The organism is Arthrobacter sp. Dra40 (assembly GCF_059091905.1).
Genome location: NZ_JBNHHB010000141.1, coordinates 1 through 13,462 on the forward strand (window position 1 = coordinate 1; position 13,462 = coordinate 13,462).

General features: G+C 68.4%; 10 protein-coding genes and 2 pseudogenes. 4 read left to right on the top strand and 8 right to left on the bottom strand.

Translation table 11 applies throughout. The features are described 5' to 3' along the window. Positions 1-97: 97 nt before the first annotated feature. Positions 98-424, top strand: a pseudogene (locus AC5RWT_RS27680) (transposase); the annotation flags it as partial. Between the two features lie 416 nt (positions 425-840). On the opposite strand, the gene AC5RWT_RS27685 reads toward AC5RWT_RS27680, so the two are convergent. After that, positions 841-1,863: an NADPH:quinone reductase gene (locus AC5RWT_RS27685; protein ID WP_494082996.1), complete on the bottom strand. Its 1,023-nt coding sequence runs from the start codon at positions 1,861-1,863 to the stop codon at positions 841-843. Between the two features lie 768 nt (positions 1,864-2,631). Between AC5RWT_RS27685 and AC5RWT_RS27690 the strand changes: the two are divergent. After that, positions 2,632-2,949: pseudogene (locus AC5RWT_RS27690) on the top strand (energy-coupling factor transporter transmembrane component T); the annotation flags it as partial. 143 nt (positions 2,950-3,092) lie between these two features. Here the strand turns inward: AC5RWT_RS27690 and AC5RWT_RS27695 are convergent. The 7 genes from AC5RWT_RS27695 to bioB form a co-directional block, all read right to left on the bottom strand. Continuing rightward, a complete protein-coding gene (locus tag AC5RWT_RS27695; RefSeq protein ID WP_494082997.1) occupies positions 3,093-4,265 on the bottom strand; it encodes a thiolase family protein in 1,173 nt (390 codons plus the stop codon). Next, positions 4,252-5,682, bottom strand: coding sequence for a class I adenylate-forming enzyme family protein (locus AC5RWT_RS27700; protein WP_494082998.1), 1,431 nt, complete (start codon positions 5,680-5,682; stop codon positions 4,252-4,254). Before AC5RWT_RS27700 ends, AC5RWT_RS27695 begins: the two co-directional genes overlap by 14 nt. Positions 5,683-6,074: 392 nt before the next feature. After that, the gene (bioD, locus tag AC5RWT_RS27705) at positions 6,075-6,848 is read right to left on the bottom strand and encodes a dethiobiotin synthase (protein ID WP_494082999.1); all 774 of its coding nucleotides are present in this window, start codon (positions 6,846-6,848) and stop codon (positions 6,075-6,077) included. Further along, positions 6,845-7,936 (bottom strand): cytochrome P450, encoded by a 1,092-nt coding sequence (locus AC5RWT_RS27710; RefSeq protein ID WP_494083000.1) that lies wholly within the window; start codon positions 7,934-7,936, stop codon positions 6,845-6,847. Before AC5RWT_RS27710 ends, bioD begins: the two co-directional genes overlap by 4 nt. Continuing rightward, positions 7,933-9,063: an 8-amino-7-oxononanoate synthase gene (locus tag AC5RWT_RS27715; protein ID WP_494083001.1), complete on the bottom strand. Its 1,131-nt coding sequence runs from the start codon at positions 9,061-9,063 to the stop codon at positions 7,933-7,935. The genes AC5RWT_RS27710 and AC5RWT_RS27715 overlap by 4 nt, the downstream gene beginning before the upstream one ends. After that, positions 9,063-10,397, bottom strand: coding sequence for an adenosylmethionine--8-amino-7-oxononanoate transaminase (locus AC5RWT_RS27720; protein ID WP_494083002.1), 1,335 nt, complete (start codon positions 10,395-10,397; stop codon positions 9,063-9,065). Before AC5RWT_RS27720 ends, AC5RWT_RS27715 begins: the two co-directional genes overlap by 1 nt. Further along, positions 10,390-11,469: a biotin synthase BioB gene (bioB, locus tag AC5RWT_RS27725; RefSeq protein ID WP_494083003.1), complete on the bottom strand. Its 1,080-nt coding sequence runs from the start codon at positions 11,467-11,469 to the stop codon at positions 10,390-10,392. The genes AC5RWT_RS27720 and bioB overlap by 8 nt, the downstream gene beginning before the upstream one ends. A gap of 98 nt (positions 11,470-11,567) precedes the next feature. Here bioB and AC5RWT_RS27730 point away from each other — a divergent pair, with 98 nt between their 5' ends. After that, the gene (locus tag AC5RWT_RS27730; protein ID WP_494083004.1) at positions 11,568-12,131 is read left to right on the top strand and encodes a TetR family transcriptional regulator; all 564 of its coding nucleotides are present in this window, start codon (positions 11,568-11,570) and stop codon (positions 12,129-12,131) included. Positions 12,132-12,531: 400 nt separating this feature from the next. Beyond that, on the top strand, positions 12,532-13,167 hold the full coding sequence (locus tag AC5RWT_RS27735; protein WP_494083005.1) for a hypothetical protein: 636 nt from the start codon (positions 12,532-12,534) through the stop codon (positions 13,165-13,167). The last annotated feature ends 295 nt before the right edge of the window (positions 13,168-13,462 follow it).

Here is a 13,462-nt window from a genome sequence, read left to right on the forward strand (position 1 = left end):
AGTGGGCAGATTAGCTGGCCGCCACCGGGCAGTTTAACTGGCCACCGGCGGGCACTTATCCTGGCCGCCAGCGGGCAGAAATTCATGGCCCTTGACACCTGTCAGCGCAGCGATCGTGTTGATCGCGTACTCCCACAAGGGCAGGGTCCGATCAGAATCAGCTTTCGCCGCCCTTGCAGGCGCCGCGCCGCTGCCCGCGTCCAGCGGCAACACGATCCGTCACCGGCTCAACCGGGGCGGCGACCGTCAACTTAACCGAGCGCTGGAAGTCATTGCCCGCGTCCGTATGTCGAATCATCCAGCTACCCGTGCATACGTCGAACGCCGCCTGACCGAGGGCAAAACGCGACGGGAAATTCGCCGCTGCCTCAAGCGCTACATCGCTCGGCAGCTCTTTCGAACCCTAAACCGCATCATGGCCTAACCCGGAAACAGAGTCACCAGGCGGACCACCCAGCGACTTGACCACAAAGCATAGAAGGGTCAGCGATCCTCTGGCGCCTATCGGACCCCGGTGACAACACCCCCGGATCATGAACGACTGGGGGCAGACATCATGCCGGGGCCGACAGGCCAGCAACCCTGATTCTTGCCTATTCAGGGCTAACGAAGAAGGTAACGGGGCAGGAAGTACTGCGTCTCGTCCGTGGGGGATCGCGAGAAATCTGCCCGCGCGCCGGCTGGCGAGGGATGGCTGTCCTGCGTGTCGCTAAGCCAAGCCATATAGAGGGTTCCGCGTTGCTCCAGGTCAAGCTCCACGACGTGGCGAAGTCTTGTAAGAGTGCTCAAAGATCGGCCTGCGTCGTTTGCCTCCCGTATGCGTTCTTCCAACGCTTCCAGTCAGACATCTGCGACGCGGATGAGGACTTTCCCGACGACGCCGCTCTGCACCGCGTCATGTGCGGCCGCGGTGTCCTCGAGGGAATACCAGGTCAGCGGAAGGCCGGCGTCTTCGCCAACCGGGAGCGCGTCATCGGCCAGGGCTGCACTGATGTCTTCGGCTGCCGCAGCGAGGGCGTCCGAGCCGACAGTGTAGAGCAGCAAGCCTTGGAAGCGTAGGTTCTTCGCGAAGCCGGGGCGCACGGCAGCGGTAAAGGTGTCACCGCCGTTGTCCGCGTAGAAGGCGATCACCGCATGGTTGGCGGCAATCGCCGCGTTGACGTCGGCATTGGCGGCGATTGACACCTCCACGAAGTGGTCGACGCCGCCGGGAGCAACTTCGTTCACTCTCTCGACGAGGTCGCCACGGGTGTAGTCGAATACGTGATGCGCCCCGGCAGCGCGCGCCAGCGTTGCCTTGGTGCCGGAACTGACCGTTGCGATGACCGTTGCGCCCGCCCAGCGGGCTAGCTGGATGGCGGCATGGCCCACTGCGCCCGCGCCCCCGGCGACCAGGACGACCCGGCCGGCGAGGGACCCGGGCGACAGGCGCGCGGGTCCGTGTTCGTGGACGGTTAGTGCGCGGTGCGCGGTGATCGCCGGCACGCCAAGGCTCGCGCCAACGGCGAAGTCGATGCCCGCGGGGAGCCGGACTGCCCGGGCCGCTGGGAGAATCACGTATTCCTGGGCGGTACCGCCTGCCTGTTCGTGCTGCGCAAGGTACAGCCATACCCGGTCGCCGACGGCGAGACCAGCGACTCCTTCACCGATTGCGTCGATGATGCCGGCGCCGTCCTGGTTGGGTACGACTTCTGTGAAGTCGCCACGCCGGGTAGACCCGTTACGGGCCTTCCAGTCGGTAGGGTTCACGCCGGAAACGGCAATTCTCACCCCGACCTGCCCGGGGCCGGGCGTGGCGGGCTCCCGCTCGACCAGCGACAGCACGGCCGAGGGGCCCGACGAGGTGTAGACGACAGCTCTCATATTCAGCGGTACCTTTCGTATTAGATGCGCTCTGTCGGCAACCCGTGTGGCGGGCTTATCCGCCTTCACAGGTTTCGGCGCCTTCCGGCGGGCCGGTCGGTCTCGGTGCAGGCAGCGGGCGGCGGATTTACAGTGAGCAGGATGCTGCATCAGCAACGCCCTCAAGCTATCCCCGCCGCCGGACGCTTGTCGAGGCCGGAAACCGGTACTGCTTCACGCGATCATCGCTCACTTGGCGCCTCTTCGATGAAAGCTGTGTTGCTGCCAGAGCTGTTCATCCGTGTTTCGCGCAGTGTCGTAGGCGCCGTTACCGGCGTTCGGATCACAGCGGCGATCGAGGATGCGGTATTAGGCAGCATCAGGCTTCACTGTAGTCACCGCCGCTCTGCTCTGCGAGCTCCTAAGGTTGGTTGGCCGCGAAGGATCCCGTAGGGGTCGATATAGAGATCGATGTCTCGGAAAGACGCCACCCATTCTGAAGTGGCCGTTTGACGCATGAAAGATGAGACTGCGTCCCTCGCTTGAGGAACTTGCATGACTATGGCGGCTCGAGCTACGACGACGAGTACGTGGCTGAGAAGCCAAGAGTGTAAGGAGTCGGGCATCTCGTGTTCGCGGTGCTTGATGCGGCGGTAGACGCTTGCCGCTGCTAATGCGAAGGCTTCGTCTGAGGCAGTAATCCTTGTTGGGTTGAACCCCACGGTTGTTAGGCACCGGTAGACCTAAGTGGCAAAGCCCGCGGGCCCCTGGCAGGTCTTCTCCGGCCGGCTGACCTGCCTGTACGCGGCCAACGTCCTGCTTGCCACGACCCCGATGCAGCGACTGCTGGACGCCCTGGATGCCGCGGTTCGGCCGTTCCGGCGCCTCGGGGGCGACCCGGAGCGCTTCGCACTGGCAGTCGGGCTAATGCTGCGCAGCATTCCGTACCTCGTCGTCTCCTTCCTGGACGTCCGCGAAGCGGCCAAGGCGCGCGGACTGGAACGCAACCCCCGCGCGGTTCTCCCGCCTGTGCTGATCGGAACGGTCGCCTACGCCAGGCAGACCGGTGACGCATTGGCCGCCCGCGGTCTGGGCGAGAAGGAAAACGGCGACCTCGTCCCGCCCGCCGATCACCCGGCAGCCGGCTCCGGCCCGCCGCAGAGCACCGTTCGGCAGACATTAGGTGCCGGATGCTTCTGGGTGGAAGGCGTGAAGCATGCTCCCTTGGCGCGGGACTAGGAAGCTGCGGGTCAGGCCCGCGCGGGCTCGAACAGCGCGGCGGTTCCCATCCCTCCGGCGATGCTCGCGGCCGCAAGCGCAGGTCCTTCCCACTGCCCACTACGGGCCTGCTGCAGCAGCCGCAGCACCAGGACCGCACCCGAAGCCCCGTACGGGTGCCCGAAGGCCAGCGCCCCGCCCTGGAGATTGGCCTGTTCCGGGGCCACGCCAAACATCCTCAGTGATGCGATGGCCTGCGCGGCGAAGGCCTCATTGAATTCGACCCGCTGAAGGTCTGCGCCGCGGAGTCCGTTCACTGCGAGCAAGTTGGCCGCCGCCAGGCCGCCGCCAATGCCCGGATAGTTCGGGTCGGTTCCGACGGTGCCACCGTCCCGGAACTCAAGCCCGCCACCCAAGCCCAGCCGTTCTGCAGCCGCGCGGCTCGCCACCAGGAGGACGGCTGCACCGTCCGCGTCCGCGCAGGAGTTGCCTGCAGTCACTGTCCCGGACGGAACAAAGGCCGCCGGAAACCTCGCCAACAGCGACGGGCTCAGGTTCTTCCGCGGCCCCTCGTCCACCGTGCTGTCAAGGGCTGCCGGCCGGGGGACAATCTCTTCCGCGAATGCGCCGGCGTCCGCGGCCGCGATGGCCCGCCGGTGACTGCGCGACGCAAAGTCGTCCTGGTCTGCCCGGCCGACGCCCCAGCGTACTGCCACGTTCTCGGCCGCCACACCCATATCCGGGTCCCCGATGGCGTCGGGAGAGAACCGTGCCCTGCCGTAAAAGTCCGGCGCTCCGGGAACCGAGGTCAGGCGATGGGCCCGCAGCGGGGCAGTGCTGCAGCTTTCGACGCCGCCGGCCAGGTAAAGCTGTCCCGCGCCGGAGGCTACCAGCCGGCAGGCCAGAACTACGGCATCAAGCCCAGAGCCGCATTGGCGGTCAATGCTCATCCCGGGTACCGACGCCGCCAGCCCGGCCTGCAGCAGGGCCAGTCGTGCTACGTTTCCCCCGCCCACGGCATTGCCGATCACGACGTCGTCAACGTCGTCGTTGCGCAGGCCGGCCGTGCGGACGACCGAGGCCAGCACCGGGGCCAGCAGGGCGTCCGCGGTGGTCTGCCCCCACAGCCCGTTCAGTCGCCCGAAGGCGCTGCGCCGGCCCAGCACAATCACCGGCTGCCGACGGGGGTCGCTAGCCCAGCACATGGATGCCTGCCTCTGCCGCCTCTATGGCGCGGATTAGGTCCCGCCGCGCTGTCTTGCCTCCATGTTGCCGGGACCATTCCCGCACCCAGTAGAAGCGGCGGGGCACCTTGTACACGGCCAGTTCCCCAGCGCACAGCCGGCGCAGCTTTCCCGCGGTTTGTTCCGGCGGCCCGTCGCTGCGGATGACCACGGCGATGGAGCTGCCGCGCAGTCCGTCCGGCAGCCCGACGACGACGGCGTCCAGTCCGTGAGCGCGCAGCACGTCTTCAATCTCATGCGGGTACACGTTAAAGCCGCCGGTGACGATCATGTCCGAGGACCGTCCAGCCACGTGCAGTTGGCCGCTGTCGTCCAGCCAGCCGATGTCCCCTACCGTGGCCCAGCCCCCGTCCCGCCGGAAGGAGAGGCCGTCGTCGCCTGCAAGGTAGCCCAGACAGGTCATGTCACTGCGCACCCAAATGGTGCCGGGCTCCCCGGCCGCAGCGGCGCCGCCGCCGTTTAGGGGCTCGATACGCAGTTCGACCCCGGGGAACGCAGCTCCCACGAGCCGCGGTCCCTGGCCCGGGGTGGCCAATCTGGCTGCTACGAAACTGAGCTCGGAGGCACCGTAGTACTCGTGAAGCGCGGCGCGCGGCGCTAGGCGCTGGATGGTCAGTGCGTCGTCGTCGCCGAGCTTCGCTCCACCGGAAACGACCGTCCGCACAGACGACCATTCGCTCTTGGCTCGCAGCCCCAGCAGCCGGAGCTGGCTTGGCACCGCGACCAGTTGGGACACTTTCCCGTCGGACAGCAGGTCGAGCGCTGCAGCGGTGTCGGGTGCAGCCTGCCCGTAAAAGGTTGCCCCCGCGTAGAGGCATTCGGCCAGCGCGTACAAGCTGAGACTGGCGGACAAGGGGCCCGGAACCAGCACCGAGTCCCCGGGCGCTGTCCCGAAATGCGCAGTGCTGCGTTCCAAGGAGCGGCGCCAGGAACCCACGGTGCGGACGAAGGCCTTGGGCGTGCGGGTGGTCCCGGACGTGAAGCCACAATAGAAGATTCGGTCGGAATCCCCATCCTCCAGTTCTCGGGGACGGCCGCCGCTGCCTTCCAGTCCTGGCAGTCCGGTCCGGCTGACGACGGCGCCGATCCCCAGCTGCTCCAGCGCAGACGCACGCACCGCCGCCGGCCAGGCGGGATCCAGCACCGCGGCGGCGCAACCGCTCCCGATGATGGCGGTAAAAGCGACAACGAAGTCGAGGGTGCTGCCCAGATCCACGGCGATCATCCTGCCGCCAGGGAAAGCTGTCGGCTCTGGCAGGCGCAGGTCCCCGGCACGTCGGCAGAGCTCCGCATAGCTGAGCCGCTGCCCGTCGATGACAACGGCGGCCCTGTCCGGGCATTTGTCGGCCCAATCTACAAGCCGGTCCACAAAGGGCATTTGGGTCTTCCTCCGAAGGGTGCAGAGCTGCCGCCCGAGCATGACGAATCCCGGTGCGAACCACAACTCAGGCCATTGTATGTTTTCCACCTGATGGGTGCCGTGGGGGACATCTAATAATTCTGGTTGACATGCTCAGCGTCTTGAACCTGGTCCGGGCCGGCGTTCCGCGACCGCAGCCTTAATCAACTGGCTGACGAATTCATCGGCCTCACCCGCCATGCCATCGAGGCGCAGTCCTAGATCGAAATGATGCGCGAGGAACCGTCAGGGCTGGGCCCTGGCGTGAGGCCGACTGAACGGCGCGCTTTAGGATTTCTGTTGTTTCGTCGGGCAACAACAGGGATCACATCGACCCTAAAGCGTGGAAACGTGCATTCGCCCCGCCGCCGTTAGCCCTCGCCCGGTCGACCGACCCATCCGGAACTCAGGGCGCGGAATTCTTGCGGATGCAGCGCCGAGGCTCCCGCAGGGACCATCCCCAGGAACGGAACGGGAAGATCGCTCAGGTACCGCTGGTTGTCCAACTCAATGTCGGTGGGCTCCTGCGGCCAGGCACCGATCACCAGCCCCGCGACGGGAAGCGACCGGCGCTGCAGTGCCTCAAGGGTGAGCAGGGTGTGGTTCAACGTCCCGAGCCCGCTGCGGCACACGACGACGATGCCCGCCGTTTGCCGGCTGTCGCCGGCGCCGGCCGGCGTCGTCCCGTCGATGAAGCCGGCAGCCAGATCCGCGAGGCAAAAATCCGGCTCGAGTTCGACGAGCAGTCCGCCGGCCCCCTCCACCAGCACGTGGTCGAAACCATTGGCGAGTTTCCGGATGGTCTCGGTATGCTCCACACGCCCTGGCAGGGAAGCGCCCTCCCGGGCGGCTGCGGCGACCGGCGCCATCGGTAACCGGAGCCGGGCACCTTCTAAGACGTCGTCGATCCCGGCCATCCGGCGGACCTCCTCGATGTCTCCGGCCTCCTCAGCCAGAACACCGGTTTGGACGGGTTTATAGACCGCGACCGAGGGGCGCCCGCTGCGCGCGGAAGCCGCGCGGGATCCCGCCGACAGCGCCGCGGCAAGCGCCGCCGTCGTCATGGTCTTGCCCACGCCGGTATCCGTGCCGGTCACGAACAGGATCCGGGGCAGGGCGGGCAGGCCCGCGTCAGGGTGGCTCACCGGTTGCTCCTTTCCTGTGCCGCTGGTTCTACGGTGACGGACAGGGGCGCCTGGAAGGACAGCAGTCGCAGCCAGTCCGGTTCCGGCCCGCTCAGCCGTATGTCAGGCAGGGCTCGGGCGGTTTCCTCCAGGGCCAGGACGGTTTCGAGTTCGGCCAGCCTCGCCCCCAGGCAGCGGTGCAGCCCGTAGCCGAAGGACAGCGAGTAGGCCGTGGGGCCGGCATCGGGCGGGTGGTGGCCGGCCAGTTCCAGCAGGATTTCGGATCCGGCGGGCAGCGCCGTGCCGTCCAGAACGGTATCGCGGGGGACGGCCCGGCGCCAGGTGTGCACGGACGGTTCCTCGGCCAGCACCCTGCGTACCAGGGTTGATCCGGTGCCGCCGGAGGCCAGCGATTGCCAGCAAGCGGGATCCTGCAGCGCCCGGTACAAGGCTGTGCCGATCAGCAGCGCGGTGGTTTCCTGCCCGGCGATGAGCAGGAAGTAGCCCAGCGAGCAGACCTCGGCGGTCCGGAGTCCGGCCGCGTGCAGTGCGCCGAAGAGGTTGTCGCGCCCGTGGCTGGCGATGACCTCGGCCCTCAGCCAGGTGTAGAACTCGGCGGCGGTTTCGGCGAGTTCCACCTGGCGCTGCGGATCCGGCCAGCCCCAGAAAAGTTCCAGTGAGTCCCGGCTCCAGCGCTTGAGCACGTCCGGGTCCGGCAGCTCGAAGCCGGTCAGTTCCTGCATGATCACCGGCGGGATGTGGGCGCCAACAGCCTTGGCAAGGTCCACCGGGCCGTGCGCGAGCTCCGCGGCGGCGGCTTTGGCATGTTTGCGCGTTAGTTCGCGCACCCGCGGGCCGATGGCGGCGACCTTGGCGGGGGTGAAGAAGCCTGCTACCACCGAACGCACCGTCCGGTGCAGCTCCCCGGTGGCCGAGGCCAGCACCGGCGGCAGGGCGAAGCGGCTGCGGCTCAGGATCCGCAGTGCCGCCGGGCTCAGCGGCACCACCGAGGTCAAGGCGTTGGTGGGCAGGAAATCGTCCACCCGGCGCAGCACCTGGCGGACCTGCTCGGGATCTCTGATGACCTGATAGCTCGTGTCTTGGCTCACGCGGGCACCTCCGTTTGGGATAGCAGCGTACTGATAAGGCCGGTGGCGTTCCGCAGCTGTTCCGGGGCTAGGTCGGCGCGGGCGGTCAGCCGCAGCCGCGAGATCCCGTCCGGCACGCTCGGCGGACGGAAGCAGCCCACCAGTACGCCGGCGTCCTCCAGCCTGGCGGCCAGTTCCGCGGCGCGCTGCGCCGAGCCGGCGGGCACCGACTGCACCGCGCCATCAGCCTGGTCGACGCCCAATCCGGTGGCGATCAGCGCCGCGTTGCGTCCGACGGCGGCAACGCGTTCCGGCTCGTGGGCAATGATGCGGCAGGCCTGCGCGGCGGCAGCGGCCGAGGCCGGGGCCAGCCCGGTGTCGAAAATAAAGCTCCGCGCGGTATTGACCAGGTGCTCGCGCAGCGCGGGGGAGCCGAGCACGGCCCCGCCCTGGCTGCCCAGGGCCTTGGACAGCGTGGCGGTCACCGCCACATGCTCCGCTTCGGCCAGTCCGGCGGCGTAAACGGCGCCGCGGCCGTGGCCGGCTACGCCGATCCCGTGCGCCTCGTCCACCACCAGCAGCGCGTCGTGGTCGGCGCACAGTCGCGCAGCGGCGGACACATCGGCGGCGTCACCGAGCACCGAGTAGATCGATTCGATCACGACGACGGCGCGCGGCTGGCTGCGCGCGGCCAGCCGCTGCTCCAACGCTTCCAGGTCGCCGTGCGGGAAGACCTCGACCGGGGAGCGGGAGAGCCGGGCGGCGTCGATCAGCGAGGCGTGGATGTGCTCGTCAGTCAGAATCAGGGTGCCGGGGCCGCCGAGAGCGGTAAGGATCCCCAGGTTCGCTGCGTAGCCGCTGGAGAAGGCGAGGGCCGCGGGCCGGCCGGTGAGTGCGCACAGTTCGGTCTCGAGTTCCTCGTGCACGGCGTGCGTGCCGGTGACGACGCGGGAAGCGCGGGCGCCGGTGCCGTAACGTTCGACGGCGGCGACGGCGGCGGTCTGCAGCCGGGGGTCCGCGGCCAGGCCCAGGTAATCATTGGAGGCCAAGTCCAGCACAGCGCCGGTCCGCAGTACCGTGTGCCGTGTGATGCCGCGCCGGGTACGCACTTCGGCCTGGGCGGCGAGCCAGTCCTGCATGGAACCCATCAGCCGTGGACCTCTTTAACGGCGGCACTAATGCCGGCGCCGATCGCCGCCACGTCAGCCGGCGTGCAGACATAGGGCGGCATGGTGTAGACGAGGTTGCGGAACGGGCGCACCCAGACACCCTGCGCCAGGGCCGCGCGGGTCACAGCGGGGATGTCCACGGCCTCGTGAAGTTCGACGACGCCGACGGCGCCGAGCACCCGCACGTCCCGGACGGATCCGAGTCCGGACGCCGGGGCCAGGGACGCGCGCAGGCCGGCTTCTACGCCTCGCACCTGCTCCTGCCAGCCGGCGGTTTCCAGTAGCTGTAGCGAGGCCGAGGCGACCGCGCAGGCCAGCGGGTTGGCCATGAAGGTGGGCCCGTGCAGGAGGGCCCGGAAATCGGAGGCGGTGATGACTTCCGCGACGGTCGTGGAGCACAGCACAGCGGCCAGGGTCAGGTAGCCGCCGGTCAGGGCCTTGCCCACGCACATGACGTCCGGGACCACGCCTGCCCATTCGCCGGCGAAGAGCTTGCCGGTGCGGCCGAAGCCGGTGGCGATTTCATCGAAGATGAGCAGTAGCCCGTGCGCGTCGGCCACCCGGCGCAGGGCCTGCAGGCATTCGGGCGAGTAGGCGTGCATTCCGCCGGCGCCCTGCAGCACCGGTTCCACAATGATTCCGGCCAGCTCGTGCCCGTGCCGGGCGACGGCGGCCTCCAATTCCGCGGTCCAGGCGGCAACCGCTGCGCTGTCGGAGACCAGGCTGCCGCCGTCGTCCAGCCGCGCGGCTGGCGGCCGGGGGAGGAAATGCTGGACCGGTAGGGAGGGGAAGGCCGAGTGCATGCCGTCCACCGGATCGCACACGCTCATCGCACCGAAGGTGTCCCCGTGGTAGCCGCCGCGCAGGGCCAGGAAAGCGTGGCGGCCCTGCCGCCCGGCTGCGGCCTGGTACTGGATGGCCAGCTTCAGCGCAACCTCCACCGAGACCGAACCGGAGTCCGCGAAGAACACGTGCCGCAGCGGGTCCGGGGCCAGCTCCGCCAGTTGCTCGGCCAGCCGGACGGCGGGCTCGTGCGTGAGCCCGCCGAACATCACGTGGCTGAACCGCTCCACCTGGCGGCGTACTGCGTCGTCGAGGGCCGGATGCCGGTAGCCGTGGATGGCAGACCACCAGGAGCTCATGGCGTCGACCGCCTCGAAGCGCGCCCCGTCCGCGGCTTCCAACTGCAGCCGCACGCCGTCCGCGGCGGCAACCGCATAAGGCGTGGGGCCGTCCAGCGGGGCGTACGGATGCCAGAGCAGGCCGCGGTCGCGCGCAAGCAACGCAGCGCCGGACAGCACTGCCTCAGGCATTGGGCGCAAGCTCCGTCCCCGCACCGCGGCGCCGGATGGAAATCGGTGACGGTGTGCCGTCGTCGTCCGCGGCAGCAGAAGGCACCGGGCGGGCGGGCGCCAGGACTGTGAAGCCGGCGTCGGCAATCATCTCAAGGTCCGCCTTCGCGGCCTGACCCTCGCTGGTCAGGTAGTCGCCGAGGAAGAGCGAGTTGGCCATGTGGAGGGCCAGCGGCTGCAGGGAGCGCAGGTGCATCTCGCGGCCGCCGGCCATCCGCAGTTCGGTGGAAGGGCAGGCGAAGCGCACCAGCGCCAGGATCCGCAGGCAGTGCGCTGGCGTTAGCAGCCAGGTTTCCTCCAGCGGGGTGCCCTCGAAGGGCATCAGGAAGTTGACCGGGAACGAGTCAACTTCCAGCTCGCGCAGGGCGAAGACGGCGTCGATCAGCTCTTCGTCGGTCTCGCCCATGCCTACGATTAGGCCGGAGCAGGGGGAGAGGCCGGCGTCCTTGGCGTGGTTGACGGTGCGCACGCGGTCGGAGTATTCGTGGGTGGTGCAGATGTCGGCGTAGTTGGATTCACTGGTGTTCAGGTTGTGGTTGTAGGCGTCCACACCGGCAGTCTTGAGTTTTTCCGCCTGCCCGTCCTTGAGGATGCCCAGGCAGGCGCAGACCTCCACCTGCGGGTGCTCGTCCTTGAGCCCGGTGACCATGGTGGCCACCCGATCCACGTCCCGGTCCGTGGGGCCCTTGCCGCTGGCCACCAGGCAGACTCGGGAGGCGCCGGCGCGGATGCCGCTGGCGGCCTGTTCGGCTGCCTCTTCCGGTTTGAGCCAGGTGTACTTGAGGATCTCGGCGGCCGATCCCAGGCGCTGCGAGCAGTAGGTGCAGTCCTCCGGGCAGAGGCCCGATTTGAGGTTCACCAGATAGTTCACCTTGACGGAATTGCCGAAGTGGGCCCGCCGCAGCGTCGCCGCTGCCGCAGTCAGCTCCAGCAGCTGTGAGTCGTCGGAAGCGAGGATGGCACGCGCATCGTCGCGGGTCAGGGTGCCGCCGGCCAGCTGCCGGTCGGCCAGGTCATGAAATGAATTGAACACCGTTCAATAGTGGGTGGGGACGGAGTGCTTGTCAAGGATGGTGCATGATGGACGCCATAACGTGACATCGGCTGGAGACGGAGAGGACGGAGGTCGACGTGGCCCTGACGCGCGGGAAGATTGTCGATACGGCCTTGGAAATCTTGCGCTCGTACGGTCTTGCCGATCTCTCGATGCGCAGGCTTGCGCGGGATCTCGGCGTGCAGCCGGGAGCGCTGTATTGGCATGTAAAGAACAAGCAGGAACTGCTGGTGGTGTTGGCCGAGCGAATCCTGGAGCCCGTGAAAGTGGGCGAGGCTGGCGGCGACGCGGACGGGGCGGTTCGGCGGTCCGCGCAGGATCTGCGCGCCGCGCTGCTCGCCGTGCGCGACGGCTCGGACGTCGTTTCCCTCGCGCAGGCGCTGGCGCCGGAGTCCCTCACCCCGCTGTATGGAATGACCGCCCTCTTGGCTGAGAGTGGACTGAGCGAGCTGCACGCGCGCTGGGGGGCGAAGAGCCTGACGCACTTCATCCTCGGCGCGGTGGCAGAGGAGCAGACCCGGGCCGAGCTTGCCCGATCCGGCCTGTTGGAACCGGGCCCAGATTCCGACGCTAACGGCGAAGCGTTCCTCTTCGGCGTCAATACGCTGCTCGAGGGGCTGCAGATGCACCGGACGCGGTGATCCGGGTCCTGCCTCGGGGGCCGATGGGCGCGGTGGTTAGCTTTGAAGCTGTCGAGCTTGCCGGCCGATGAGGCGCCCTGAGGCGTCAGGCCAGAACCCGCCGCTCCCGGCGTCTCACTCGGCCGCCCTCGCCCCGGGCGCGAACGTGGCGCTGACGCAGATGTGCACCAGCTCGCGGGTGATGCAGGACGCGATGCTGCCCAGCTTCGGCGGCTGGAGCCTCTCCGATGCGATCCTCGGCTCCGGTCAGGCGACCGCGGACAACCTGCCGCGCGGATCGCGCAGATCCAGTACTCCTGGCGCTGCCCCACGCTGGAGATGGCCGAGCACGTGCTGGCCGTGCTGGACCGCAACGCCGAGCACGCCGCCGCGATGGCGCACTGCCGGGTGGAGAACCTGGGTGGCCCGCAACCGCCCCGGCATCACCAACCACGCGCTGGCGCAGGCGCTGTACAACAACCTTGAGGAAGTCGGCGCCCCTACTTACAACGACGACGCCGTGGCTGCCGCGCGTGAGATCCAGTCCGGACTGGGGGTCGAGCCGATGGAGAAGCCGTTCCTGGACGAGTGCGAATCGCTGATCTCCCCGCAGGACGCCGAGCAGGCGCTGCGTGAGCACTTGGCCCCGTGGCAGAAGAACTGGACCAGCGACGACTACGTGGAGATGACGCACTACGCTCCCACCGTCCGGTTCTACATCTCCCGGCCGGCGCTGAAGCCCGCCCCGGGCCGCGGTGCTTATCCGGGTTGGGTGATGAACGCCCTCGGCGGCATCCCCGCCGCGATCGACCCGACCATCGAGGTGGCCGGCAAGACCATCGCCGGAACCTTCGTGGACATGCTCACCTCGCCTCAACTGCTGGCTGCGGCCGCGGAGGAGTTCAAGCAGCGCAAGGCCGAGAACCCCACCCAAGCCCTGCTCCCCGCCGACTTCATGCCGCCCACCGGCCTGGCCTGGCCGGACTACGCCCCGGCCGACGGCGTCGGTTTCGGGGCGGCCGCTGGCGAACGGGTCTGGCACCCGCAGGCGCTGTAGCCCGGGCCGCCGCGATCGAGGCGGCGGTGGTCGCCCTACGTGCCGTGCAACGTCCGGTCATCATAGCCGGCGGCGGCTCTCCGCGACCAGGCAAGGACCTGTTGGCTCTAGCCGAGGCGTTGTAGGCTCCGGTCCTGAGCACGCGGCAAGGGCACCATCCCCGAGTCGCACCAGCTGGCGCTCGGTTCCGACCTCGGTGGCCACCCGCGACGGGGCCACGCACGCCTTCGCCGTGCCTCGCTCATCCGTGAGCTCCCGCGCTCCCATGCGGCCACCCGCGACGGGGCCACGCACG